The sequence below is a fragment of the Micromonospora sp. URMC 103 genome, assembly GCF_051386435.1.
GTDB lineage: Bacteria > Actinomycetota > Actinomycetes > Mycobacteriales > Micromonosporaceae > Micromonospora.
The window spans coordinates 1748772-1774718 of the sequence record NZ_JBPQTR010000004.1; the positions used below are offsets into that span (position 1 = coordinate 1748772).

The 25947-nt window shown below is 75.3% G+C and carries 21 protein-coding genes and 1 pseudogene; 3 read left to right on the plus strand and 19 right to left on the minus strand.

What is annotated here, in order from left to right:
- Positions 1-91: 91 nt before the first annotated feature.
- Positions 92-463 (minus strand): hypothetical protein, encoded by a 372-nt coding sequence (locus tag ACSNOA_RS11725; protein ID WP_436658000.1) that lies wholly within the window; start codon positions 461-463, stop codon positions 92-94.
- A 273-nt stretch (positions 464-736) separates the two neighbouring features.
- Positions 737-907: a hypothetical protein gene (locus ACSNOA_RS11730; RefSeq protein WP_436658001.1), complete on the minus strand. Its 171-nt coding sequence runs from the start codon at positions 905-907 to the stop codon at positions 737-739.
- 217 nt (positions 908-1124) lie between these two features.
- Here ACSNOA_RS11730 and ACSNOA_RS11735 point away from each other — a divergent pair, with 217 nt between their 5' ends.
- Positions 1125-1820, plus strand: coding sequence for a hypothetical protein (locus tag ACSNOA_RS11735; RefSeq protein ID WP_436658002.1), 696 nt, complete (start codon positions 1125-1127; stop codon positions 1818-1820).
- A 98-nt stretch (positions 1821-1918) separates the two neighbouring features.
- Here the strand turns inward: ACSNOA_RS11735 and ACSNOA_RS11740 are convergent.
- The 11 genes and pseudogenes from ACSNOA_RS11740 to ACSNOA_RS11790 all read right to left on the minus strand — a co-directional run.
- A pseudogene (locus tag ACSNOA_RS11740) lies at positions 1919-2770 on the minus strand (alpha/beta hydrolase family protein); the annotation flags it as partial.
- 9 nt (positions 2771-2779) lie between these two features.
- Positions 2780-3748 (minus strand): glycosyltransferase family 9 protein, encoded by a 969-nt coding sequence (locus tag ACSNOA_RS11745; protein ID WP_436658003.1) that lies wholly within the window; start codon positions 3746-3748, stop codon positions 2780-2782.
- The gene (locus ACSNOA_RS11750) at positions 3745-4440 is read right to left on the minus strand and encodes an SDR family oxidoreductase (protein WP_436658005.1); all 696 of its coding nucleotides are present in this window, start codon (positions 4438-4440) and stop codon (positions 3745-3747) included. Before ACSNOA_RS11750 ends, ACSNOA_RS11745 begins: the two co-directional genes overlap by 4 nt.
- Complete coding sequence (locus ACSNOA_RS11755) at positions 4437-5846, minus strand: PfkB family carbohydrate kinase (RefSeq protein WP_436658006.1); 1410 nt, start codon at positions 5844-5846, stop codon at positions 4437-4439. Before ACSNOA_RS11755 ends, ACSNOA_RS11750 begins: the two co-directional genes overlap by 4 nt.
- Positions 5843-6661, minus strand: a complete 819-nt coding sequence (locus ACSNOA_RS11760; RefSeq protein ID WP_436658007.1) for a D-sedoheptulose-7-phosphate isomerase — start codon at positions 6659-6661, stop codon at positions 5843-5845. Before ACSNOA_RS11760 ends, ACSNOA_RS11755 begins: the two co-directional genes overlap by 4 nt.
- Complete coding sequence (locus ACSNOA_RS11765; RefSeq protein WP_436658008.1) at positions 6661-7878, minus strand: glycosyltransferase; 1218 nt, start codon at positions 7876-7878, stop codon at positions 6661-6663. Before ACSNOA_RS11765 ends, ACSNOA_RS11760 begins: the two co-directional genes overlap by 1 nt.
- Positions 7863-8885, minus strand: a complete 1023-nt coding sequence (locus tag ACSNOA_RS11770; RefSeq protein ID WP_436658009.1) for a glycosyltransferase — start codon at positions 8883-8885, stop codon at positions 7863-7865. The genes ACSNOA_RS11765 and ACSNOA_RS11770 overlap by 16 nt, the downstream gene beginning before the upstream one ends.
- Before the next feature lie 49 nt (positions 8886-8934).
- Positions 8935-10599 (minus strand): HAD-IIIA family hydrolase, encoded by a 1665-nt coding sequence (locus ACSNOA_RS11775; protein ID WP_436658010.1) that lies wholly within the window; start codon positions 10597-10599, stop codon positions 8935-8937.
- Complete coding sequence (locus ACSNOA_RS11780) at positions 10545-11552, minus strand: glycosyltransferase family 2 protein (RefSeq protein ID WP_436658011.1); 1008 nt, start codon at positions 11550-11552, stop codon at positions 10545-10547. Before ACSNOA_RS11780 ends, ACSNOA_RS11775 begins: the two co-directional genes overlap by 55 nt.
- A complete protein-coding gene (locus tag ACSNOA_RS11785) occupies positions 11549-13201 on the minus strand; it encodes a carbamoyltransferase family protein (RefSeq protein WP_436658012.1) in 1653 nt (550 codons plus the stop codon). The genes ACSNOA_RS11780 and ACSNOA_RS11785 overlap by 4 nt, the downstream gene beginning before the upstream one ends.
- Positions 13202-13439: 238 nt before the next feature.
- The gene (locus ACSNOA_RS11790; protein WP_436658013.1) at positions 13440-14099 is read right to left on the minus strand and encodes a class I SAM-dependent methyltransferase; all 660 of its coding nucleotides are present in this window, start codon (positions 14097-14099) and stop codon (positions 13440-13442) included.
- A gap of 297 nt (positions 14100-14396) precedes the next feature.
- On the opposite strand from ACSNOA_RS11790, the gene ACSNOA_RS11795 reads away from it, so the two are divergent.
- On the plus strand, positions 14397-16526 hold the full coding sequence (locus tag ACSNOA_RS11795; RefSeq protein ID WP_436658380.1) for a DNA gyrase/topoisomerase IV subunit B: 2130 nt from the start codon (positions 14397-14399) through the stop codon (positions 16524-16526).
- Between the two features lie 19 nt (positions 16527-16545).
- The gene (locus ACSNOA_RS11800; protein ID WP_436658014.1) at positions 16546-19029 is read left to right on the plus strand and encodes a DNA gyrase/topoisomerase IV subunit A; all 2484 of its coding nucleotides are present in this window, start codon (positions 16546-16548) and stop codon (positions 19027-19029) included.
- 209 nt (positions 19030-19238) lie between these two features.
- Here ACSNOA_RS11800 and ACSNOA_RS11805 read toward each other — a convergent pair whose 3' ends face one another.
- The 6 genes from ACSNOA_RS11805 to ACSNOA_RS11830 form a co-directional block, all read right to left on the minus strand.
- Entirely contained in the window at positions 19239-20582 is a 1344-nt protein-coding gene (locus tag ACSNOA_RS11805) for a uracil-xanthine permease family protein (RefSeq protein ID WP_436658015.1), read from the minus strand.
- A gap of 219 nt (positions 20583-20801) precedes the next feature.
- A complete protein-coding gene (locus ACSNOA_RS11810; RefSeq protein WP_436658016.1) occupies positions 20802-21437 on the minus strand; it encodes an alpha-ketoglutarate-dependent dioxygenase AlkB in 636 nt (211 codons plus the stop codon).
- Between the two features lie 44 nt (positions 21438-21481).
- The gene (locus ACSNOA_RS11815) at positions 21482-22540 is read right to left on the minus strand and encodes a PseG/SpsG family protein (RefSeq protein ID WP_436658381.1); all 1059 of its coding nucleotides are present in this window, start codon (positions 22538-22540) and stop codon (positions 21482-21484) included.
- On the minus strand, positions 22537-23268 hold the full coding sequence (locus ACSNOA_RS11820; RefSeq protein ID WP_436658382.1) for a cytidylyltransferase domain-containing protein: 732 nt from the start codon (positions 23266-23268) through the stop codon (positions 22537-22539). Before ACSNOA_RS11820 ends, ACSNOA_RS11815 begins: the two co-directional genes overlap by 4 nt.
- A 16-nt stretch (positions 23269-23284) precedes the next feature.
- A complete protein-coding gene (locus tag ACSNOA_RS11825; RefSeq protein ID WP_436658017.1) occupies positions 23285-25114 on the minus strand; it encodes a class I SAM-dependent methyltransferase in 1830 nt (609 codons plus the stop codon).
- Positions 25104-25946 carry a hypothetical protein gene (locus ACSNOA_RS11830; protein WP_436658383.1) on the minus strand — a complete coding sequence of 281 codons (843 nt, stop codon included), beginning with the start codon at positions 25944-25946 and terminating at the stop codon, positions 25104-25106. Before ACSNOA_RS11830 ends, ACSNOA_RS11825 begins: the two co-directional genes overlap by 11 nt.
- Position 25947: the final 1 nt, after the last annotated feature.

Consider the following 25947-nt stretch of genomic DNA (forward strand, 5'->3'; position numbering starts at 1 on the left):
GCGATGTCACGCTCGCCCGGTGGTGGGCTCGAGCGGCGGCGCTTGGTGCGCCGTCACGCGGCCGCGGGATCGGGTGGTGCCGGCCGCGGCGTCACGCCGACCGGCGGCCCCGGCTGCGGAAGGCGTCCTGCGCGCGTTCGTCGATGTCCGCGTCGTCCGGGAAGGGCCGGCGGCTGGGCGCCGGATCCGGGGGCGCGCCGGGCCCCGCCTCCGGCATCCGGCTCGGCTCCACCGAGCCGAAACCGTGCCGCCCCGCCGGGCCCGACGGTCCCGCCGGCGCGCCCGCGCGGAGCTCGCCCCGGTGCCCCTCGGGCACGGCGGGCGTCTCGCTGCCCTCGTCCATCTGGTCGTCCTCGCCGACACCCCAGGGCGGTTCGGTGTCGTAGACGTCCCGCGTGCCCCACGGGACCGTCGCCTCCGGATCGCGCGGGGCCTGGCCACCGCGTCCGTCATCCGCCGTCATGTCCCACCTCGCTGCTCGGTCGCCGGTACCGGCGCTGATTGCCCGCGCCGACGCAGGTCATGCCGCCGGGTAGGGAGCGCAGGCCGTCCGGCTTGATCGACTACGTTCCGGCGATGTGGCGGGGTCCCGGTCCATCGGATACCGCCACATCGGCGAGCTGGTGTCGATCAAGAGGGAGCCGCCCCCTTGCCGCCTGCCGGCCACGAGAGTGCCGGCAGGCGGCCCGCCCGACCCGGGCAGGTCGCCGTGCCGGCCCCGTCCGGGACGGCAGGGTCACTCCTCCGGTTCGAGGGGCACCATCTCGCCGTCGCGCTCCACGCGGATCTCGCCGTGGTCCCGCCTCGGTGGCACCTCCGCGGTGGTCCGGTGGGGGTCGTTGCCCGGGTGCATCAGCACCGCGTCGGTATCCGACGTCTTCTCGCGGCTCTCGTCCGGCTGCGTCATCGGCCGTCCCCTTTCCTCGTCGGTCCGCTCTGCACTACCCCGGCAGGCCCCGACGACTCCTGCCGGGCGCCGGCCACCCGTCGACGTTCGCGCGGCGCGCCTTCCGGGCCATCCCGTCCCGGCCGTTCCGGTTGCGAGGTCTCGACGGGTGAGGGACGGGGTTAGCCGCCCGGGCGGTGGGTAAGCCGCACCGCCCGACACGGCGGAAGGGGATCAGATGTCGGAACGGCACACCGCACTGCGTTCGATGCACGATCTGGGTCTGGCGGCCTGGTTCGGGGGTTCCCTCATGGGGGCGCTCGGTGTCAACGGCGCGGCGGCGAAGATCAATGATGCGACCCAGCGGCTTCCGGTGGCCTCGGCAGGCTGGGCCCGCTGGACTCCGGTCAACGCGGCCGCCATCGGCGCGCACCTCGCCGGCGCGGTCGGCGAACTCGTGGCGGAGAGCCCACGCGTGGCCGCGCAGGCGGGCGTCGCCCGGGCGAGCACCGTCAAGACCGCGCTCACCGTGGGCGCGCTCGCGGTCACCGGCTACAGCCGGCTGCTCGGCATGCGGCTCCAGCGTGCCGGCGGCCCTCCGGTGGACGGCGTCACCGAGCCGAACCACCAGACTCCCGCCCAGGTGGCCGCCAGCCAGCGGCAGATGAAGATGCTCCAGTGGGCGGTGCCCGCACTGACCGGCGCCCTCGTGGTGGTGACCGCGTACATGAGCGAACAGCAGAAGCCCGGCCAGATGTGGCGCGGGATGCTCGGCCGCGCCGGCGGTCTGCTGGGGCCCAGGAAGAACGCGGGCAGAATGAGGGGCATGGGCAAGATCGCGGGCCCGGCCAAGCTGATGGGCGCCGCGAAGTTGGCGGGCCGGATGGGCGGAACGGGCACCGGCAAGCGGCAGATGGCGATGGCCGGCCGCTGACGACCCGGTCAGACCGGTTCGGCCGGTGCCCCGCCGTCAGCTCGGCGGGGCACCGGCCCGTCGGCATCCGGGGCCACGCCCGGCCGGGACCGGGCCGTCGGTAGGCCCGCCGTGAAGGCGGCCACCCGGGCGGCCAGTGGCGTCGCGGCGCGTACCCAGGTGAAGTGGTCCAGCGCGGCGCCGGCCGCCGCCGCGGTGTAGTGCTCCCGGTCCACGGGCGCCGCGGCCAGCTTCGCGCAGAGATAGTCCATCGTGGCGTGCGGCGTGTACTGGTCGTCGTCGACGCTGACCGCGAGCACCGGTGTGCGTACGGCTCGCACCGCCGCCTCGGCGTCCACCCCGTCGAGGCGCGGGAAACGCCCGGTGCGGGCGGTGTACGCCCAGTCCCGGATGACCCCGCGCGCCTGTCGGCCGCCGAAGCCCCAGCCCGGCCACACGCCCAGGACCGCCGCCGTGGCCGCGATCCCCTGCGTGTACGGCAGTACCCCGTACCCGCGCCGGCCGGGATACGCGCGCCAGTAGGGCAGACCGACGGCCACGAGCGCGAGCCCGTCCACCGCGTCGGTCCCGTGCAGGGCGAGGTGCAGCAGGGCGGCCTGCCCGCCGAGCGAGTGGCCGAGCAGGAGTCGGGTGCGCCCGTCGTGGCGGGGCTTGAGCGCCTCCAGCACGGCGCCGACGTCGCCGGCCAGCTCGGCGTACCCGTAACGGGACCGGCGGCTTGGTGGCGGTGTGCTCGCGCCGGTGCCGCGCAGGTCGGCCACGGAGACGGCCAGCCCTTCGGCGCGCAGCGCCGCGGCGAGGGGCCGGTAGTAGCGGGCGCGGACGCCCATGGCCGGCCAGACCACCACGGCGGGCGCGTCGGGCCGGTCGGGCTCGGGGTACACCTGCACCCCGAGCCGGTCGCCGTCGACGTCGACGAACTCCTGCGTGTACTCGATCGCCCCGTTCACCGGCCCAGCCTACGACCGCACGCTACCGGCGGGTAGCCGCCGCGGGCGGGCAACGCGGGCGCCCCGCTCCACCCGGTCCACGGCGTCGAGGACGTCGGGCACGTCCAGGGCGGCGAGTGCGGGGTGCGGCACCGCGCCGGACCCGTCCGCGCGGGGGCCGACCCAGAGGGCCTGGTGCCACGGCCGGTCCGGCGGCGGGCCCCACTGCGCGGGCGCCACGGGACCGAACAGCAGCACCGACGGCGTGGCGTACGCGGTGGCGAGGTGGCCGATGCCGGTGTCCCCGCTGAGCACGAGCCGGGCGTGAGCCACCAGCGCCGCGAGTTCGCCGAGATCCGTGCGGCCGGCGAGCACCGCGGCGCCGGGCAGCCCGGCCAGCGCGGCCACCCGCTCGGCGATGTCCCGCTCCGCGCCACTGCCGGTCACCACGACCCGGTGCCCGCGCGCGGTGAGTTCCCGGGCCACGGCCGCGAAGCGGGACGGCGGCCAGCGCCGGTGGGCGGCCTTCGCCCCGGGGTGCACGATGCTCACGCCGGTGGGCAGCCCACCCGGCTCCGGCCGGCGCAGCGCCAGGTCGGCCCGGTCGGCGGGAACGCCGTACCAGGCCAGTAACCGGCACCACCTGTCGATCTCGTGCTCCTCGGCGCGCCACGGCGGCCCGTCGGTGAACCCGGCCTCCGGGTTGGCGAACGCCAGCAACCGGCCCGGGCGCGCCCCGGCCAGCATCCGGTGCGACTGCGGGCCGCGCCCGTGCAGGTTCACGGCGAGCCGCGGCGGGGAGCCGGACCAGCGCAGGTTTCCCAGCCCGGGGGCGTCCACCAGCCGGTCGACGCCGCCGACGAGGTCGACGAGCGGCGCCAACGCGCGCGGCGCGACCAGTGCCAACTCCTCGCGGGGGTACGCGGCCCGCAGCGCGCGCAGCGCCGGCACCCCGGTCGCGAGGTCGCCGACGCCGAGCGCCCGCAGCACGAGGATCACGGGTAGGAGCTCTCCTGCTCGGCGCAGACCACCAGCTCCCGTACCGCGCAGCCGGCCGGCTGGGACAGCGCGAAGAGCACGGCGGCCGCCGTGTCGGCCGGGTCGTTGAGCACGGCGTCCGGCCCCGGCTTGTACCGCTCGTCGCGGTCGTCGAAGAAGGCGGTACGCATGCCGCCCGGGATCAGCAGCGTGACGCCCACGGTGCCGGCCAGTTCGGCGGCGAGGGCGCGGGTGAAGCCGACGACGCCGAACTTCGCGGCGCAGTACGCGGTGGCGTCGCTGACGGCCTTGACGCCGAGCGTGGAGGCGACCGTGACGACGGTGCCGTGCGCGCGTTCCAGCCAGGGCAGGGCGGCCCGGATCACGGCGGCGGTGGCGAGCAGGTCGACGGCCACGATGCGGTCCCACGTCTCGCCGGGCACGTCGGCGAGCCGGCCGGGCACGTCCATGCCGGCGGCCGTCACCACGCCGTCGAGGCCGCCGGCCTGCTCGGCGATCCGCCGGGTGGCCGCCTCGGCGGCGCGCGTGTCGGCCAGGTCGCACTCGACCCACGGCACACCGTCGGCCGGTGCCTGCCGGTCCAGCACGTACGGCCGGCCGCCGGCCTTGGCCACCGCGGTCACCACGGCGGCGCCGAGCCCGCTCGACCCGCCGGTGACCAGGACGGGCGACCCGTTGAGGTCCCTGCTCATGCTGCTCCCTTCACGAGGTTCCCGTCGCGCGAGCGCGCGGCGGCGATGGTGGCGGTGGTGGACCGCCCGGCCAGGTAGGGCACCGTCACCACCCGGCCGCCCCACCCGCGTACGAGGTCCGCCTCGGGCAGCTCGGGTCCGCCGTCGCCGGCGTAGTCACCGCCCTTGACCCACACGTCGGGGCGCAGGCGGGCGAGTACGGCGTGCGGTGTCGGCTCGTCGAAGACGACGACGCCGTCCACACAGTCCAGGGCGGCGAGCAGCCGGGCGCGGTCGCCCTCGCCGTTGATCGGCCGGTCCGGGCCCTTTAGACCTCGTACGCTGCGGTCGGAGTTCAGGCAGACGACCAGGACGTCACCGAGCCCGCGCGCCGCCCGCAGAGTGGCGAGGTGACCGGCGTGCAGGATGTCGAAGCAGCCCCCGGTGGCCACCACGGTGCCGCCCGCGGCCCGGACCCGCGCGACCAGCTCCGCGACCGGCGCGGCGGGATCCGCCGCTGGCCGGGGCGGCTCGTCGGTCAGGCCGGCCGCGCCTCCGGCGGCCACGTACGCCGACGCGGCCGCCACCGCGTCCTGCACCGCCTCCGACACGAGCGCGCCGCCGGCCAGCGCGGTGGCCGCCGCCGCGGCGAACCGGTCCCCGGCGCCGCAGGTGTCCTCGACCCGGTCCACGGGGGACGGTGGCGGCACCACGAGGGGGGTGCTGCCGGAGTGGCAGAGCACCGCGCCGGCCGACCCGGTGGTGACCGCGACCGCGGCGGCCCGCCACCGCCGCCGCAGCTCCTGACCGGCGCGGCTCGCCGTGGACAGCGCCGAACCGGCGCCCGCGTCGCCGGTGAGCTGTCGCAGTTCGGCGAGGTTCGGGGTGGCGAGCCGGACGCCGGGCACCGCGGCCGGGCCGCGCGGGTGCGGGTCCCACACGACGGGGGCGGACGCCTCGGCCAGCGCCGCCCGCAGCGCCGGCTGCCGCAACAGGCCGCGCCCGTAGTCGCTGGCGAGGATCGCGGAGGCCCCCAGCAGCGCGTCCAGCGCGGCGGGCGCCGGCTCGGCCGGCGACTGCGGCTCGCCGCCGCGGTCCAGTCGTAGCAGCGTCTGGCCGCCGGCGCGCAGCCGGATCTTCTCCGGAGTCGCGCCCGGCATCCGGAGCGGGTAGACGGTGACGCCGGCCGCGGCGAGCAGGTCCGCGAGCCGGGCGCCTCCCGCGTCGTCGGCGAGCGCGGTCACGAGTGCCACCTCGGTGCCCTGCGCGGCCGCGAGCAGCGCCGCGAGACCGGCGCCGCCGGGCCGGTCGGTGGCGGAGCGCTCGTCCAGCACCGGCACCGGCGCGTCGGGGCAGACCCGGGTGACCGCTCCCGACACGTCGCGGTCGAGCAGGGTGTCGCCCACCACCACGAGCGGCCCGCTCACGACCCGCTCCCGGTGCCGTTGCGGCCGTCCGGCCCGTGCCCGTTACGCGGGATCTGCGGGGTGGCCCCGCCGGCGCGGCCGGGAGCGTGCCCGTCGGGCCCGTGGCCGTTCGTTCCCGGGGCGGCGCCGGACCCGCGCCCGGGGCTGCCGACCACCGTGAGGGCGCGGCCGTCGACGCGGGCGCGGTCGGTCGGGACGACGCCGTGCGCGCCGGTGCCGGCCAGGCGCGGCAACTGCCGGACCAGCGGCAGGGCCTGGTCGACGTACTCGCAGAGCACGTGGGTGGAGACCAGGTGCAGTTCCTGGACGACCTGGCTGTCGGGCGACGGCACGGCGAGGACGTCGTCGCAGGCGTCGGCGAGGGGGTTGGGGGCGGGGCCGGTGAAGGCCCAGGTGCGCAGGCCGGTGTCGTGGGCGGCGGTGGCGGCGGTGAGGAGGTTGGGGCTGGTGCCGCTGGTGGACAGCAGGAGGAGGATGTCGCCGGGGCGGCCGTGGGCGCGGACCTGGCGGGCGAAGACGTCGTCGTAGCCGTAGTCGTTGGCGATGGCGGTGATGGCGGAGGTTTCGGCGTGTAGGGCGATGGCGGACAGGGGTTGGCGGTCGTCGCGGAGTTTGCCGACGAGTTCGGCGGTGAGGTGTTGGGCTTCGGCGGCGCTGCCGCCGTTGCCGGCCACCAGCAACCGCCCACCACCGGCCAGCGTCCAGGCCAGCTCGGTGCCCCACCCGCAGAGCCGCTCGGCGACCTGCCGGTACGGCAGCAGCGCGGCCGCGAGCCCGGTGAGGTGCGCGTCGACGATGGAGAGCGTCCCGGTCATCAGGCCACCGCCGGGGTGGGACGGCCGACGGCGCCGAGCGCAGCGTAGACCGCGCCGAGCTGCTCGGCGGCGCGCTTCCACGAGTAGCTGCTCCGGATCCGGTCCAGCGCCGCCGTGGCGTACGCGAACCGCCGGACCCGGTCGGTCAGCAGCCGGCGGATCGCGGCGCCGAGCGCGCGGGGATCCCGCGGCGGGACCAGGTCACCGGTCAGCCCCTCCACGACGGTGTCGGCGATCCCGCCCACGTTCGTGCCGATCACCGGCACGCCGCAGGCCATCCCCTCCAGCGGGGTGAGCCCGAACGGCTCGTACCAGGGCGCGGCCACCAGAATGTCGGCCGAGCGGTACCAACGGCCCATCTCCTCCCGCGGCACCGCCCCGACGAGGCGCACCCGGTCGGCCACCCCGCACGACTCGGCGAGGCCACGCAGCCGGCACGCGAACGCGTCGGCCGGGAGCTGGCCCGCCGGCGGCCCGCCGATCACCACGCACTCGGCGTCCGGAACCGCGGGGAGCGCTCGGATGACGTCCTGGAAGCCCTTGCGTTCCACCATCCGGCCGACGGTGAGGATCCGCGGCCGGGCCGTATCGCGCGGGACGGTCGGGCCGTCGGGACGGAACATCTCCTGGTTGACGCCGGAGGGGACGAGCGTCATGCGGCTGCGCGGCACGCCCATCCGGACCAGCTCGCCGATCTCGTCCTGACACTGGACGACGACCCGGTCGGCGGCCCGCCCGAGCGCCCGTTCGTACCCGACCCGGCCTGGTGGGCTCGTGTCCCGTGCGCCCTGGTGGCGCCTCTTCACGACGCCGAGCGCGTGGTACGTGAGCACCATGGGCACGCCCGTCCGCCGGCTCGCGTGCAGGGTGGCGAGGCCGCTCATCCAGAAGTGCGCGTGCGCCACGTCGGGCGTCCAGCCGCCGTCGCGCCACTGCCCGGCGAGCCACCTGCCGAACTCGCCCATGTACGGCAGCAGGTCGTCCTTGGGTACCCGCCGGGCCGGGCCGGCCGGCACGTGCAGCACCTGGTAGCCGGCCGCGGCGCCCACGGCCTCGGGGAGCGTGGGGGAGTCCCGCCGCGTGTAGACCCGGACGTCGTGGCCCTCGGTCGCCAACGCGGCCGCCAGCTCGGCGACGTGCGTGTTCTGCCCACCGGAATCCTCCTCGCCGAGAACGGCGAGCGGGCTGGCGTGCTCCGAGATCATCGCGATGCGCATGTTTCCTCCTCCAGAAGTCGGTCCCAGTCCGCGAGGAACCGGTCGAGCCCGAACCGTTCCTTGGCCACCTCCCGCGCCCGCGCGCCCAGCCGGTACGCGGCGTCGCGGTCCTCCATGAGCCACCGGGCCGCCTCGACGAGCGTCTCGACGCGGGTGGAGAGCACCCCGGCGTCGGGCGGCACGGCCGTCACCGCCTCGGTGGTGGCGAGTGCCACGACGGGCATGCCGATGGACATGGCCTCGATGAGGCTGAGTCCCAGCGAGGTCCACCGGCACAGGTGCAGGTACGCCCGCCGCCGCGCCAGCTCGGCGTGCATCTCGGCCTGCGGCAGGTCGTCGTACGCGGTCAGCCGCAGCCCGCCCGCGCCGCCGTCGCCCGCACCGGCGGCGGCCAGGCCGGGAACCCGGGCGGCGAGCGCCTCGGCCAGCCCGGCCACCCCCATGCCGAACACGTCCAGCGGTGCCACGCCGGCGAACCGGGGCATGAGGTCGGTGCCCGTGACCCGCCACCGCCGTACCGGCTCGTTTGTGACCACGGCCAACCGGTCCAGCTCGCCCGTGTACTCGACGGCCGGCGGGACGATCCCGTGGTCGACGACGGTCGTCCGGGTGCCGCCGCAGTCCCAGAAGAGTTGGTTGAAGCCGGTGACGTGGGCGATGAGTAGGTCGTCGCGGTCGGCCATGGGGTGGCGACTGTGGGGGATGTTGCCATCTTTGGGGGTGTTGTGTTCGACGTAGATGGCGGGTAGGTCGTGGCCGGGGCGGCGGTGTAGCCATTGTTGGGTGAGGTCGAGTTCTTCGGGGCGTTGGAGGATGACGGCGTCGATGTGGGTGGTGGCGAGTTGGTCGGGGGTGACTTCGATGGCGGTGTCGGGCCAGGGGTAGGTGCGGGCGCGGCCGAGGCCGTAGGGGCCGCGGTCGGGGGTGACGGGGATGAGGTAGCGGTGCCGGCCGTGCACGAACGCGGTCGTCCACGAACCGTGCACGTGCCAGAGCAGGACGTTCATGCCTCTCCTTCGCGGCTGTCGCGGGCGTGGGCGGAATCGGACGGGTCGGTCAACCGGGGGAGGGAGCGGCGAGGACGTCGACGGCCGCCACGACCTCGGCCGGGTCGATGCCGTCGAGGCAGGGGTGTCCGGGGACCGGGCAGGTGGCGGCGCGGGTGTCGCGGCACGGTGCGGTGGCGTCTCCGAGGCGGACGGTGGGCACCCGGTAGGGGCCCCACTGTCCGAACGGGACGGTCGGCGCGAAGAGACTGACCACCGGGGTGCCGACCGCCGCCGCCACGTGGGCCGGCCCCGTGTTGCCCACTACGAGGCACCGCGCCCGGGCGATCACCCGCGCCAGCCCGGCGAGGTCGAGCCGCCCGCCGAGGTCCACGCCGCCCGCCGCGGCCACGCGGGCCGTCAACTCCCGTTCGGCGGGCCCGCCGGTGACGAGCACCCGGTGTCCGGCAGCGGCGAGCGCCGCCACGATGTCCGCGTACCGCTGCGGGGGAGCGGCCCGGGCGGTCACCGACGCCCCGGGATGCACGACCACGTAGCCGTCCGGGCCGGTGTCCGGCTCCGCGCCCGGCACGGGCGTGAGCGTCCCGGGCCGCAGCCGGAGGGTGGGTTGGTCGTGGGGTGGTAGGCCGTGTCCGGTGGCGGCGGCGAGGGACAGGGCGCGTTCGGGTTCGGGGACGCCGGTGGGTACGCGGTGGCGGATGTCCAGGAGGCTGCCGGGGTAGTCGTCGCTGATCGCGGCGATACGGGCGACGCCGGCCATGCGCAGCAGCAGGGCCAGGGGCAGGGGGGACTGGTGGAAGGAGGTGAAGATGAGCGCCTCGTCCACGTCCAGGGCGGCGAGCCGGGCGGTCAACGCGTGCATGTCGGCCGCGTCGACCGGGTCGGGAGTCGGGTCGATCCACGGCAGCGCATGGGTGATGACCTCGTCCACCCCGGGCAGCAGGTTTGCGGCGGCGCGTCCCCGCGGCCCGCACAACAGCACCACCCGGTCCGCGGTGTGGGCGACGGCGCGGATCGCCGGGCCGGTGACGAGCACGTCCCCGGCCGAGTCCGACCGCACCACCAACACCGTCCCCACCCGGGACCCCGACCCGCCCCGCCGGCCGGGCCACGGGTCGGTCGCGGGCACGACGGCGGTCTGGCGGCGCAGGATCTCCGCCACCGCCGCCGGGAAGTCCGCCGCCACCCACGGCGCGGCCGCGACCTCCTCCGGCCGCGTCACCGGCGTGGGCACCAACACCCCCGCCGCACCCGCGGCCAGGGCCGCGGCCACGTCCCGGCCGATGTCCCCCACCACCACACACCGACCCGCCACCGTGCCCACATCCGCCGCCGCCGCGTGCACCAACCCCGGCAACGGCTTACGACACCCACACCCGTCCGCATCCTCATGCGGACACACCCGCCACGTGTCGAACGGCCCCAACAACGCCTCCACCCGCGCCTGCACCGCCCGCATCTGCGCATCCGTGAAGAACCCACGAGCCAAACCCGACTGGTTACTCACCACCCCCAGGCGCAACCCCGCCGCCCGCAACCGATCCAACCCCGCCCGCACCCCCGGCAACGGACGCACCTTCTCCGGATCACCGTTGTACGGCACGTCCTCCACCAACGTGCCATCCCGATCCAGCAACACCGCGTCATAGAGGGTGGGCGTCACACGCCCACCTCCGGGCGTACGCCGCGGCTGCGCCACCAGCCGCGCACCCATTGGACGACCGCCAGCGGCGGGATGAGCGCGCTGGTCGCCAGCATGGTGGCGACCTCGTCGCTCGACCGGGGGCCGGGCGCGATCCGGGCGCGGGCGAACTCCACGGTGCCGGCCGCCCAGGTCAGGGCGGCGGCGCCGGTGGCGAGGCCGAGCACGCGCCGCGCGCCGGCCCGCCCCGGCGGCCGGGCGTGCAGCGCCGCGCCGGCCAGGGCCAGCACACCGGCCGCCGTGACCGCGACGTGCCGGTGCCGGCGCCCCGGCGGAAGCCCGAGGTCGGCGCGCCAGCGCGGGCCGTACAACCGGCGCAGCAACGCGTCGTCGGCGTTGCCCCGCTGGGTCCGCAGGCTGATCCAGCGGTCCTCGGGGCGTACCGGATGGGTCACGGCCCGCCCACCGCGGACCAGGTCCCAGCCGGCGCGCCGGACCCGGTGGGCCAGCTCGGCGTCCTCCCGGTAGGCGCGCGGGAAGCGTTCGTCGAAGCCGCCGGCGGCGACGAGGGCGTTGCGGCGGTACGCCATGTCGGCGGTGATCCACTCACCCTCGGCGAGGCCCGCGGTGCTCCGCTCCCAGTCGGTCGGTCGCCGGTGCGCCGGCAGCGGCACGCGCACCCCGCCCTGCACCCCGCCGACCCGCTCGCCGACGGACAGGTCCCCGACGAGCCGGCGGGCCCAGTCGTGGGCGGGCACCACGTCGTCGTCGAGGAAGACCACCCACGGGCCCCGGGCCGCGCGCCACCCGACGTTGCGGGCCGCCGCCGGGCCCGCACCGCGCCCGGTGAGCACCTTGGTGTACGCGGCCAGCCTCCCCGGCACGGCCAGCTCGCCGGTGGCGTCACGCCGGTCGTCGACCAGCAGCACCTCCACCTCGGGCAGGTCGTCGAGTTGGCCGGCGAGCGCCTCCAGCAGCAGCGCGAGGCTGGGCCGCCCGACGGTCGGCACCACGATGCTGATCACCGGCCACCGCCCAGCCCGCTCCGGCGCACCGCGAACGGGCCGAGCGCGAGCAGGTCCACGGGCGCCGAGCCGAACAGCTCCATGGCCTCCCGCGGGGTGTCGACCATGGGGCGTCCGGCCGTGTTGAGCGACGTGTTCACGACCACCGGCAGACCGGTGAGCCGGTCGAACTCGGCCAGCATCTCGGCCACCAGCGGCTCGGTGTCGGGGGACACGGTCTGCACGCGGGCCGTGCCGTCCACGTGGGTGACGGCCGGGATACGGTCGCGCCACCCGGGCTTCACCCGGTGCACGAAGAGCATGTACGGGCTGGGCAGCTGCCCCTCGAAGATCTCGGCGGCCCGCTCGGCGCGGACCATCGGGGCGATCGGTCGGAACTGTTCCCGGCCCTTGACGTCGTTCATCCGGGCCGTGGTGGCCGGGTCGCCGGGGTGCGCGAGCAGCGACCGGTGGCCGAGGGCGCGCGGCCCGTACTCGCTGCGTCCCTGGTACCAGGCCACGATGCCGTTGTCGGCCAGCACCCGGGCGGCCTCGGCGGCGATCGACTCGGGACGGGTGTACGGCAGCGCGGCGCGCCGCAGCTCCGCCTCCAGTTCCTCGTCGGACCAGCCCCGACCGAGGTCGGCGCCGCGCATGGGCACGGACCGGTCGCCGAGGTCGCCGGCCACGTGCAGCGCCGCGCCGAGCGCCGTGCCCGCGTCCCCGGCGGCGGGCTGCACCCAGACCCGCCGGTACGGGCCCTCGGCGGCGAGACGCGCGTTGGCCACGCAGTTGAGCGCCACCCCGCCGGCCATGGCCAGCGTGGACGGTCCGCCCGCGGCGTCGTACAGCCAGCGGGCCAGGTCGAGGATCACCTCCTCCAGCCGGGCCTGCACGCTGGCGGCCAGGTCGGCGTGGTCGTCGGTCATCTCCGCGTCGGGCTCGCGGGCCTTCGCGAGGCTCGCCCAGTCGATCCGCTCGACGGTGAACCCGCCGTCGTCGGTGGTGCGCACGAGGTCCCGCAGCAGCCCGAGATGCCGCGGCTGCCCGTACGACGCCAGCGCCATCACCTTGTACTCGTCACTGGAGTGCAGGAAGCCCAGGTGGCGGGTCAGGTCCTCGTAGAGCAGGCCGAGCGAGTGCGGCAGCTCCTGCGTACGCAGCGACCGCAGCCGGCCGCCGTCGTACCGGCCGGCCAGGTGGCTCGCCGCCTCGCCGCGCCCGTCGAGGACCAGCACGGCCGTGTCGTCGCCGGCCTCCGGCGCGGCGAGGCCCGCGGACGCGGCGTGGGCTACGTGGTGCGGGACGAACCGCACCTTCGCGGGGTCGAGCCCGGGCAGGGCGGCGGCGAGGAACTGCGGGGCGCGGTTGGCGTACTCGACGCGCAGCCAGTCCCACGGGTCGGCCAGGCCGACGCCCTCCGGCTCCCGGCAGAGCGCCGGGTCGAAGGAGTAGGCGACCGCGTCGAGGTCGTCGACGCGCACCCCGGCGCTGGACAGGCACCAGGCGGCGGAGAGCTCGGGCAGTTCCCAGGCCGAGAAGGCAACGGGACGCTTGCCATGCTTGCGGCGGCTGAACCGCTCCTCTTCGGCGGCGGCCACCACCCGTCCGTCGACCACCAGGGCGGCCGCGGGGTCGTGAAAGATCGCATTGATACCGAGGACCCGCATGAGAGGTCCCTACCCTCGACTTCTCCGCCTAACCTCTAGATCATCGACTTCTCCCTGTGCGGCGGTCGACTGTGGAAATTCGCTGACCGACCGTGAGAGCCTCGTGACCGTACGGCGACATGACGCGGGGCGCGCCGGATCCGGCGGGCCCCAGGCGTACGCCCGGGATCAGGAGACGGTGACCGACCCCTCGCACAGCCGGGCGCCGTCGAAGGCCCGCTGCACGTTCAGACAGACGTCAGGCGGGACGGTGGAACTCGGCACGCCAGCGCAGCACGCCGGACGTGTCCCGGAGCGCCTCGACCCCCAGCGGGGTCAGGTCGGCGCGCGCGAAGGCGTCGACCTCCGTACGGGTCAGCGGCCACGGTGGTGCGGCGGGTGGCTCCTCGTCCTCGCCCCGGCCGGCCGCGATGACGAGCAGCGTGCCGCCCGACGCCACCGGCTCGCCGACCGCGCCGAACGCGGCGTCGCGCACCCCCGGCGGCAGCGCCTGCACGTTCATGCTCTCGAGCACCAGGTCGAAGCGGCGCCGCCAGTGCGCCGGCGGATCGAGCAGGTCGGCCGTGCGGTAGTCGACGGGCGAGTCGGGGTGCCGCTCGCGGGCCACCCGCACGGCGGTCGGGGAGATGTCGAAGGCGGTGGTGTCGAAGCCGAGCCCCGCCAGGTACTCGGCGTCGCGGCCGTAGCCGCAGCCCACCACCAGGGCCCGCCGGCCGGCCCCCTGGAGCCCGCGGTCGGTGGCCCACTCCACGAGCAGCCCGTGCGGCGACTCCCGGTCCCAGGGCACGGCGGACTCACCCCGTTCGGCCTCGGTGTAGAGGCGCTCGAACCAGCCGGTCGGGTCACCGGCGGCCAGCGACTCCGCCGACAGCCGCGCGGTCGCCTCGTCCTTGTCCACGCCGCCCGCCCTCCGCCCGCCTCCGGCGCGCCCGGTGCGGACGCGACCGCCGGTCAGCGTAGCGGCCGGAGGACATCCCGGCCGCCCTCGCGTCGAGCGCGTCCGTCGGGTGCCGAGTGGGGGTCGACCATGATCGCCCGGGAGCGGTGGTCGGGGCCGTGGAATCCCGCGCCGACCTGCGACGTTGCTGTCCCCGGGCGCCGCGTACCGGTCCGGCCGCCCTGCGCGCCGCGGCCCGTGCCGGCGCTCCGAGCGCGGCGGGTCGCGCGGGCTTGTCGGGGCATCCGGCTAGGCTCGCTGCGGCGCGCCGCGCCGGCGCGGCCCGCCGGTGAGCGGCACCACACCGCCGAGACCTGGGAGTACGACCCGTTGACCGCAGAGCCTGAGACCCTGTACGGGGCCGACGACCTCACGCACCTCGAGGGGCTGGACGCCGTCCGCAAGCGCCCCGGCATGTACATCGGCTCCACCGACAGCCGTGGCGTGGGTCACCTCGTCAACGAGATCCTCGACAACTCCACCGACGAGGGTGTCGCGGGTCACGCCAGCCGGATCGAGGTGACGCTGCACGCCGACGGCTCGGTCCAGGTCGACGACGACGGCCGCGGCATCCCCACCGACGTGCACGCCCGCTCCGGCCTCTCCGGCGTGGAGCTGGTCCTCACCCGGCTGCACGCCGGCGGCAAGTTCGGCGGCTCCGGCTACAAGACCTCCGGCGGCCTGCACGGCGTGGGTGCCTCCGCCGTCAACGCGCTCTCGCGCCGGTTCGACGTGACCGTCCGCCGGGGCGGCAAGGTCCACGCGATGTCGTTCCGCCACGGGGTGCCGGGCATCTTCGACGGCGACGGGCCCGACGCGCCGTTCACCCCCGGCCCCGGCCTGCAGGTCGTCGGCGCCATGAAGCGTCGCCAGCCCACCGGCACGTCGAGCCGCTGGTGGTACGACCCGCGCTACTTCGAGACCGGCGCGAAGCTCGACGTGGAGGCCGTCCGGCTGAAGCTCCGCAACACCGCCTTCCTCGTCCCCGGCGTCTCCTACCTGCTGCGCGACGAGACGGGCGAGTCCCCGGTCGAGGAGACGTTCCACTTTCCCAACGGCCTCAGCGACATGGTGGAGTTCCTCGCCCCGGCCGGCGACCGGCCGGTCTCCGGCACGCTGCTGGTGACCGGCGAGGGCACCTACCGGGAGAACGCGGCCGACGCCAACGGCGTCATGCAGTCCAACGTGCAGCGGCGCGCGGAGGTCGAGATCGCCTTCCGCTGGGGCACCGGCTACGAGCGCACCGTCGAGTGCTTCACCAACACCATCCGCAATGCCCACGGCGGCACCCACCGCAGGGGTTTCGAGCGTGCCCTGGCCCGCACCCTGGCCGACGCCGCCCGCAACACGCGGGGCCTGCTCAGGGCCAAGGAGGATGCGCCCACACTGGACGACGTCCTCGAGGGCATGACGGCCGTGGTGCACGTCCGGATCCCCGAGCCGCAGTTCACCTCGCAGACCAAGGACGAGCTGTCCACGGCCGGCATCACGAAGGTGGTCCAGGGCATCGTCGAGCAGCACCTGAAGTCCTGGCTGGAGGACCGCAAGACCAAGGCCGAGGCCCGCACGGTGCTCCAGAAGATCGTCGACGCGGCCCGGGTCCGGCTGACCCAGAAGCAGCAGAAGGACGCCGCCCGCCGCAAGACGGCGCTGGAGGGCGCGTCGATGCCGGCGAAGCTCGTCGACTGCCGGGCCACCGGCATCGACCGCAGCGAGTTGTTCATCGTGGAGGGTGACAGCGCGCTGGGCACGAGCCGGATGGCCCGCTCCTCGGAGTACCAGGCGCTGCTGCCGATCCGGGGCAAGATCCTCAACGTGCAGAAGGCGAACCTCCAGCAGGTGCTCGACAACGCCGAGTGCGCGGCGATCGTGCAGGTGCTGGGGGCGGGCTCGGGCCGTACGTTCGACCTTTCGGCCATGCGCTACGGGCGCGTTCTCATCATGGCCGACGCCGACGTGGACGGCGCCCACATCCGCACGCTGCTGATCACCCTGTTCGCCCGCTACATGCGCCCGCTGATCGAGGCCGGCCGGCTCTACGCGGCCATGCCCCCGTTGCACAAGATCACCACGAAGGGCCGCAACCCGGAGACCGTCTACACGTACACGCAGGCCGAGATGGAGGCCACGGTCCGCCGGCTGGAGAAGGCCGGCAGGCAGATCGTGACCCCCATCCCGCGCTTCAAGGGCCTCGGCGAGATGGACGCCGACGAGCTGTGGGAGACCACGATGAACCCGGCCACCCGGGCCGTCCGCAGGATCACCCTGGACGACGTCGACGCCGCCGAGCGGATCCTCGACCTGCTCATGGGGGAGAAGGTCGAGCCCCGTCGCAACTGGCTGATCGACTCGGCCGACCGGGTCGACCGCGAGGCGATCGACGCATGAGCTGAGGGGAAGGCTGAGCATGGCACGCCGCAAGGAAACGAAGGTCGACCTCTCCGCGTTCGACCAGGCCGGCGCGCGGGTCTTCGACAACCCGCTGGTGACCGAGGTGTCCGACTCCTACCTGGAGTACGCCTTCTCGGTCATCCACTCCCGGGCCCTGCCCGACGCCCGCGACGGGCTCAAGCCGGTGCACCGGCGCATCCTCTGGTCGATGTACGAGCAGGGGCACCGCCCCGACCGGGGGCACGTGAAGTCGGCCCGGATCGTCGGCGACGTCATGGGCAAGTACCACCCCCACGGCGACGCGGCCATCTACGACGCGATGGTCCGGCTCGCGCAGGACTTCTCGCTCAACGCCCCGCTCATCGACGGGCACGGCAACTTCGGCAGCCCGGACGACGGCCCGGCCGCGGCGCGTTACACCGAGGCGCGGATGTCCCGCGAGGCCATGCTGCTCGTGGGCGAGCTGGGCGAGGAGACCGTCGACCTCGAGCCCAACTACGACGGTTCGCTGACGCAGCCCACCGTGCTGCCGGCGGCCTTCCCCAACCTGCTGGTCAACGGGGCGTCCGGCATCGCCGTGGGCATGGCCACCAACATGATCCCGCACAACCTCGGCGAGGTCGTCCAGGCGGCCCGCTGGCTCATCAACCACCCGGACGCCCCGCTCGACAAGCTCATGGAGTTCGTCCCGGGCCCCGACCTGCCCACCGGCGGCATGCTCCTCGGCCTCGACGAGGTGCGCCGGGCCTACGAGACCGGCCGGGGCGTCGTCCGCATGCGCGCCAAGGTCGAGATCGGCCCGGTGGAGGGCAGCCGGGGCCGGCAGGCCATCACGGTCGTCGAGCTGCCGTACGGGGTGGGCGCCGAAAAGGTCATTGCGGCGATCACCAACGAGGTCACGAAGACCAAGCGGCTCACCGGCATCGCCGACGTGAAGGACCTGACCGACCGCGAGAGCGGCACCCGGCTCGTCATCGAGTGCAAGGTGGGGGTCAACCCGCAGGCGTTGCTGGCCGACCTCTACCGGCTCACCCCGCTGGAGCAGTCCTTCGGCGTCAACAACCTGGTCCTCGTCGACGGGCAGCCGCAGACCCTGGGGCTGAAGGCGCTCCTCGACGTGTTCCTGTCCCACCGCTACGAGGTGGTGACCCGGCGCACCTCGTACCGGCGGCGTAAGCGGGAGGAGCGGCTGCACCTGGTCGACGGCCTGCTCGTCGCGCTGCTCGACATCGACCGGGTGGTCAAGCTCATCCGGGGCAGCGAGGACGCGCAGGCGGCCAAGGACGCGCTGATGCGGCGCTTCAAGCTCTCCGAGATCCAGGCGACCTACATTCTCGACACCCCGCTGCGCCGGCTCACGAAGTACGACCGGCTCGAGCTGGAGGCCGAGCAGGAGAAGCTGCGCGCCGAGATCGCCGAGCTGTCGAAGATCCTCGACGACCCGAAGGTGCTCAAGAAGGTCGTCTCCGACGAGCTGGCCGCCGTGGGCAAGCAGTTCGCGGCGCCGCGCCGCACGACCCTGGTCGACGGGGACCTCAAGGAGGTGCTGGCCGCGTCCGCGCCGGCCGGTCCGCTCGAGGTGGCCGACGACCCGTGCCAGGTGATCCTCTCCGCGACGGGACTGGTGGCCCGCACCGCCGCCGAGTCGGAGGAGACCGCCGAGGGGCGGCGCCGGAACGGCCGGGTCAAGCACGACGTCGTCCGCGCCGTGGTGCACTCCACGGCCCGGGGGCGGGTGTTGCTCGTGACGAGCGCCGGGCGCGCCTTCAAGATCGACGTACTGCCGCTGCCGGTGCTGCCGGAGCAGGCGGGCACGCTGTCGCTGCGCGGCGGCATGTCGGCGGCCGAGCTGGTGCCGTTGGAGCCGGGCGAGACCGTGGTGGGGCTGGCGCCGCTCGGCCCGACCGCGGAGGGCTCACCGGGGCTCGCTCTCGGCACCCGTCAGGGTGTCGTGAAGGTCTGCGCGCCGGAGTGGCCGGTACGCGCCGACGAGTTCGAGGTGATCGGCCTCCGCGACGGCGACGAGGTGGTCGGGGCGACCTGGCTGACCGACGGGGCGGAGGCGCTGACGTTCGTCACCTCGGAGGCGTCGCTGCTGCGCTTCCCGGCCACGCTGGTGCGCCCGCAGGGCCTCCGGGGCGGCGGCATGGCCGGCATCAACCTGCCCGCCTCGGCGCGGGTGGTCTTCTTCGGCGCGGTCCGCACCGACGACCCGACGCACGGCGAGCCGATGGTGGTCACCTCGACGGGCGCCACGGTCAAGGTGACCCCGTTCGGGGCGTACCCGGCGAAGGGGCGCGCGACCGCCGGGGTGCGCGCGCAGCGGTTCCTCAAGGGTGAGACCGACGTGGTGGTCGCGTGGATCGGGCCGCGCCCGGTGGGCTCGACGGCGACCGGCGAGCCGGTAGAACTGCCTGCGGCGGACCCGCGCCGCGACGGGTCCGGCTTCGCCGTGATGCTCGGCCCCACGGTGATCGGCCACCTGATCGAACGCGACTGACCCTTACCCGAACGGCGGCGCCCCGGACCGATGGGTCCGGGGCGCGCCCACATCCAGCCGTCCCCTCTCCCCGGGCCCCTGGGCGGCCCCACCCATGTTGATCATGAAGTTATTGCCCCCGTCACCGGCGTGTCGAGGCAATAACTTCATGATCAACGCGCGGGGGCCCCGGGCGGGGCGGCGGGGCCCCGGGTGGTGCCGGGGGCGGGTCAGAGTTCGGGTTCGGGGCCTCGGCGGGACTGGGGGGTCGTGCCGCGGAGGCGGGCCACGAGCCGCATGCCGTGGTGGATCACGAGGGCGGCGGCCGTGCCGAGGGCGATGCCGTTGAACGAGAGGTCCCCGGCGGTCAGCGTGTAGTTCGCCGCACCCACGATCACCGCGACGGCGGCGGTCATGAGGTTCACCGGGTCGTGGAAGTCGACCCGGTTCTCGATCCAGATCCGGGCGCCGAGGATGGCGATCAGCCCGTAGAGGGCGGTGGTCGCGCCGCCCAGCACGCCGGCCGGCACCGTGAGGATCAGCGCGCCGAACTTCGGGCTCAGCCCGAGCAGCACCGCCGCCAGGCCGGCGACCCAGTACGCGGCCGTCGAGTACACCCGGGTCGCCGCCATCACGCCGATGTTCTCCGCGTACGTGGTGGTGCCCGAGCCGCCGCCGGCGCCCGCCAGGACGGTGGCGAGGCCGTCACCGAGGAAGGCGCGCCCCATGTCCCGGTCGAGGTTGCGTCCGGTCATCGCGGCGACCGCCTTGACGTGCCCGGCGTTCTCCGCGATCAGCACCAGGATCACCGGGATGACCAGCACCACGGCGCGCACGCTGAACGTCGGCGCGTGGAAGTCGGGCAGCCCGACCCAGGCGGCCTCCCGGAGCCCGGTGACCGCCGCCGGGTCCAGATCGCCGAGCGCGGCCGCGAGCAGCCAGCCGACCAGCACGCCGAGCAGGATCGACAGCCGGGCCAGGAAGCCGCGGAAGACCACGGTGGCGAGCAGGATCGCGGCGAGGGTGACCACGGCGATGACCGGCTGCGCCTTGACGCCGGTGCCAGCGCCGCCGCCGTCCCAGGCCACGGGCGCCAGGTTCAGCCCGATCAGCGCGACGATGGCCCCGGTGACGACCGGGGGCATGAGCGCGTCGATCCAGCGGGACCCGGCGAGCTGCACCACGAGCCCGACCAGCGCGAGCGCCACGCCGGCCACGAGGATGCCGCCGAGCGCCGGGCCGATGTCCCCGCCGGCCTTCGCGGCCAGCACCGGCGCGATGAACGCGAACGACGAGCCGAGGTACGACGGCAGCCGGTTGCCGGTGAGGAGCAGGAACAGCAGCGTGCCCAGCCCGGAGAAGAAGAGCGTGGTCGCCGGGGGGAAACCGGTGATCAGCGGCACGGTGAACGTGGCGCCGAACATCGCGACGACGTGCTGCACGCCGACGCCGACGGTGCGCGGCCAGGAGAGGCGTTCGTCGGGGTGGACCACGTCGCCGGGGCGTACGGACCGGCCGTCGCCGTGCAGCGACCAGGGTGTGCGGCGGGACGGTGCGGTGGGGGTCTGGGTCATGGCGCGCCCTTCACGTCCGAGGGGATGACGGGGGCGGTGAGGACCCTGGACGTCGTTTCTAGCACGACCGCCGGCGGCCCGAGCGCCCCCACTCCCGCGATCTTGCAGTTTCCGCCCCGGCACACCGGGTGAAAAGGCGCGAACCGAGGGCCGAAAGTGCAAGATCGCCGAGGCGGGGGAGGACGGGAGCGCGGGCGAGGGCGGGAGCGCGGGGAGGGGTCAGGCGACGTTGACGGGGCGGAACTGGACGCTGATCCGGGGGCCGGTCGGGCGGGCCGTCTTCGGGACCGTGTGCTCCCAGGTGCGCTGGCAGGAGCCACCCATCACGATGAGGTCACCGTGGCCCAGCGGGAACCGCAGGCTCTCGCCACCACCGCGGGGGCGCAGCAGCAGCGGCCGCGGCGCGCCGAAGGAGACGATGGCGACCATCGTGTCGGTGTGCGCCGAGCGGCCGATCGTGTCGCCGTGCCAGGCCACGCTGTCGCGGCCGGAGCGGTAGAGGCACATGCCCGCCGTCACGAACGGCTCGCCCAGCTCGGCCGCGTAGTGCCGGGTGAGCGCCGCCCGCGCCTCGGTGAGCACGGGGTGCGGCAGCGTCCGCTCGCCGTCGTACCAGCAGAGCAGGCGCGGCACGTCGACCTCGGTGTCGTACATGGTGCGCCGCTCGGCCCGCCAGGGCACGTCGCGCAGCAGGACGTCGAACACCTGGTCGGAGCCGTGGACCCAGCCGGGCAGGTGGTCGACCCAGGCGCCCCGGCTGAGCACATGCCGGCGCAGCCCGCCGGGAAGCTGCCCCAGGGACGGGCCGGTGTCGGTCAGGTCGAGCATCGACGGCTGGTAGGCGGCCGGTGTCATACCGCCCACCCTAGCAGGGCTTTCGTACAGCCGTACGATCGACGTCAGCGGGTCAGCGCGGTCCCGCGCAGCGCCTCCAGCACGGTGTCCACCACGCGGGCCCGGCCGCGCCCGTCCACGGCCGCCCACGCGCGGGCGGAGAGCGCGGCCCGCCGCTCGGGCGAGGAGAGCAGTGCCTGCAGGGTGCGTCCGGCCGCGGCCCGGGCCGCCCGCCCGGCCATCCCGCCGGCGGCCAGCTCCGGCAGCTCACCGAGCCCGGCCGCGAGGCCGTGCCGGACCACCCGGTGGTACGACTCCCGCTGGTTGTCCACCACGCAGACCAGTGCCGCGGGCGCGCCGAGGCAGCACAGTTCCCAGGTGGAGGTGCCGGCGGCGCTGACCACGAGGTCCGCCTCGCCGATCAGGGCCGGCAGCCGGTCGGTGGGCGGCACGGGACGCAGCACCTGCCCGCGTCCCGGGTGCACGTCCTCCAACTCGGCCTCGATCTCCGGGCGGCCCACGACGACGGTCAGCTCCATGGGGTGCCCGGTCGCGACGAGCACCCGCGCCAGCACCGGTGCGGCGCCGACCGCGTCGGTGCCGCCGAAGAAGGCGAGCACGCGGGGACGCCCGACCGGTGTCGCGGGCCGGGGCGCCGGCGGCCGGGCCGCCACCACCGAGTCGCGCAGCAGGGCGTACGCGGAGCCGGCGAGCAGCCGCGACGCCGGAGCGTCGATCCCGGTGCCGAAGTTCTGGTCGACGTAGACGTCGGCGTCCTGGCCCCGGGTGTCGTCGTCGACGATCGCGACGGTGACCACGCCGGCCGCGCGCAGCGCCCCCGCACCGGCCGGGTCCAACTCGTACGAGTCGAGGACCATGACGTCCAGGCGGTGCCGGCGGGCGGTCGCCACGAGGTCGGCCGGCGTCTGCGGGCCCGGGTGCAGCGGGATGCCCCGCGCCGCGAGCTGGGCGGCGGCCCAGCCGACCGACTCGACGGCGCCGAACATCTCGACCCGCGCGCCCCGGGCGAGGAACTCCTCGCCGAGCGCCAGGGAGCGGACCAGGTGGCCGACGCCGCGCCGGGGCCCGGCGTCGCAGCGCAGCCCGACACGTGGTGTGCTCAGGACTCCTCCAGCCGTTTCTGCCGTACGTCGGCGTTGAGCGCCCGCAGCGTGGGCTGCCCGTCGAGCCAGTCGGCGAGCTTGGCCAGCGGGACGCTCGCGTCGCCGAAGTGGTCGACGACCGCCCGTACGAGGTTCCAGTCCTGCTCGGTGTCGAGGGTGAGCCGCAGGCCGGACCGGTCCGGCGTGAGCGTCACCCCGAGCACCCGGAACAGCTCCGGGTGGGTGTACGCGTACGACGTGACGTGCACCCGGTGGTGGTCGGTGGCGAGCCGGTCCAGGGTCCGCAGCGCCTCGGCGCGGATGATCTCGACGTCCAGGCCTCGGGGCAGCGTGCGGGCGATCGAGGTGCTGGCGTAGTCGAGACCGGGCACGGCCCGGTAGACCGACGCCACGAGGGCGATGATCTCGGGGTCGAGCAGCGGACAGTCGGCCGTGAACCGCATGACGGCGTCCCCGGGGTGGGCGTCCAGCGCCCCGACGAACCGGCTCAGCACGTCGTCCACCGGGCCCCGGTGGCACGGGACGCCGAGCCGCTCGCACTCCACGGCCACCGCGTCGTCCACGGGATCGGTGCTGGTCGCCACCACGAGGTCGGCGATCACCCCGCTGTCACGCGCGGCCCGGACGACGCGGCCGAGGACGCTGCGGCCGGCGAGGGGGCGCAGCACCTTCCCCGGGAGCCGCGACGAGCCCATCCGCGCCTGCACGATTCCGACGATCCGCATCAGCGGCACCTCCGCCCGGTCACTGCTGCTCCTTCTGCTTCGGGGCCAGGACGTCGCGTGCGCGGCGCTTGGCCGCCCGCGCGCCCCGCTTCGCCAGCCGGGCCGGGGTGACGGCGAGCCGGCCCACCCGGTAGCTCAGCGAGCCGCTCAGGAGGTTGATCGTCGCCTCGGCCCGGCGCAGCGCCCGCTCCCGCGAGGTCAGCAGCTCGTCGGTCCACTTCTGCAGCGCGGCGAGCCGGGTCAGCTCCTCCCGCTGCCGTTCCCACGCCTCGTGCAACTGCTGGTAGCTGGGCCGGCCGGCCGGCGGGTCGGTGGGTTGGACGGCCCGCAGCTCGGTTGCGAGGGTCACCCGCCCCTCGGCGTCCAGCCCGCGCACCGCCGCCGTGACGGCGGCCTCGGTCTCCACGGCCGCCGACACGGTGGCCCGGTCCAGGTCGCGGCCGGCGAGGCCGCCGAGCACCACGGTGAGGCCGGCCACGTCCAGGGTGGACGGCCACGGATGGGCGTAGCCGCCGGTCAGCAGCTCCGCCGTGAACCGCCACAGGGCGCGGGCGAGCACCACGTCGCCGGGGACCGGCCCGGTGGCGCGCCAGCTCGTGTCGAGCAGCGCGTACCGGTCGTCGGCGACCACCACGTTGTCGACGCCGGCCAGCGCCACGGCGGCGGTGAGCGCGCCGTCCGGGTCGGCCTGCCCGGCCAGCCAGTCCGCGTACCCCTCGAGCAGCCGGCGCAGCGTGTCGAGTTCGCGGCGCAGGGCCGCGTCGATCAGGAGGGTGCGCAGCAGGCGGCCGTCCGGCACCGGCTGCCCGTCGAGCGCGGTGAGGTCGCGGTACGCGGCCTCGCGGCTCGCGAACGGCGCGGCCTCCGTCGCGTCGTCGCGCTCCGGCACGGTGACGTGCCACCGCCAGCCCTGCGGGCCGTCGACCACGGCGACCACCTCGGCGCCGGGCGGTCCGGTCTGCACGAGCGCCACCGGCAGCTCCGTGGGCGGCTCGGTCGTCGGGGCGGACGCGCCGGCCGACGCCGTACGGGCCAGCACCAGCCAGCCCGGGGCCAGCGCGGCGCCCTGCCCGGCGTGCAGCGCGTCGACCGCGAGCCGGGCCGGGTCCTGGAGCACGGACGGGCCGCCGGCCCCGCCGGCGCACGCGCCGTGCAGCACGGCGTCGAGGACGCCGGACGTGGGGTGCCGTTCCAGCCGGTCGGCGTCGACCAGCGCGGTCGCCGCCCCCGGATCGGGGTACGCGGCGAAGCAGGCGCCCGGCGTCAGACCGGCCGCGGCGAGCCGGTCACCGAGCTGCGCCCGGTTGGCCGGCCGACCGGTGTCCAGGACGCCGGAGATGCTCCAGGCGTCGTCCTCGCGGCGGGCGTACCAGGGCGTCACGTCGACCAGTCGCCGCAGGCCCATCGGGTTGTCCACCCGCAGGAGCAGCGCGCCGCCGGGGCGCAGCGCGCCGGACAGCCGGGCGAGCACCCCGCTCCAACCCAGCCGGGGGCCCTCCACCGACTCCACCGGGTCCAGGCCGGCGCCGGCGATGACCACGTCGAACAGCTCGCCGTCGGGCAGCCCGGCCGGCCCGCCCACGACCACCCGGGCGGTGCGCGTGGCCAGCGCCACCCCGTCCGGATAGCTGCGTAGCAGGCAGGTCACCTCGGCGTGCGCCAGCCGGTCGAGCAGCGCGGGGTCGTGCGGCCCGGCCAGCAGCACGCGGGCCCCCGCCGGCACGATCCGCGCCGCCAGCGTGGCCAGGGGACCGCCACCGGCCAGCCGCTTCTCCGGCAGGTCGGACCAGGCCAGCATCTCCCCGCCCGGCAGGTCGATCCGGTCGGCGGCCGCCGTCTCAGTGGTCAACTCGTGCCTCCTCGCGCTGCGCCCAACCGAGCAGCTCACGCAGCTCCGCCGGGGTGCAGCGATGGTCGGTGCCCAGCTCGGCGCGGGCGATCGCCACGGCGGTCGACAGGTCGACCGACTCGCCGTGCAGCTCCGGCCACTGGCGGCGGACCCGGGCCGTCCCGCCGAACGTCGGGTCCTCGTTGGCGAGCACCATCGGGTCGCCGTACACGGCCGGTTCGCAGCCGGCCGCGATGCCGTAGAAGATGGCGCTCGTCAGCCGGTTCGACGCCACCCGCCGGTGCCGGCGCAGCTCGGTGAGCTGCTTGTCGAGGAAGTGCGGGTCGGTGTCCTTCCACCAGTGGCCGCGGTAGCCGTGGCAGATGACCCGGAAGCCGGCGTTCTCGTAGAGCCGGCGCACCTTGCGCATGCCGTACTCGTGCCAGTAGAGGCAGACGGTCACCGGGCCCGGCTCGGTGGCCCGGATCAGGTCGATGAGCTTCCGGTGGTCGCCGCGGACGTGCTGCCCCTCCCAGCCGTGGAACGGGTACCAGATGGTGCCTTCCCGCTCCGCGGCCGGCGGCTCCTCGGGACGCATGGCCAGCAGGTACACGAAGGGGGCGCCGATGACCACGACGTTGCGCCGCCCCACCGACCAGGCCCGCCGCCGCGTCTGCTCGGACCAGAGCAGGCTCGGCGTCCGGTCGGCGTACGGGTGGCCGGGGGCCAGGCCGTCGCCGATGTTCCAGCCGTGCTGGACGTACCCGTTGATGCGCGGCGGGTGGCCCTCGCCCAGGCCCGCGTAGCGGGCGAGGACGTGGGCGTGTCCGTAGAAGTGGTTGGCGTGGTGCATC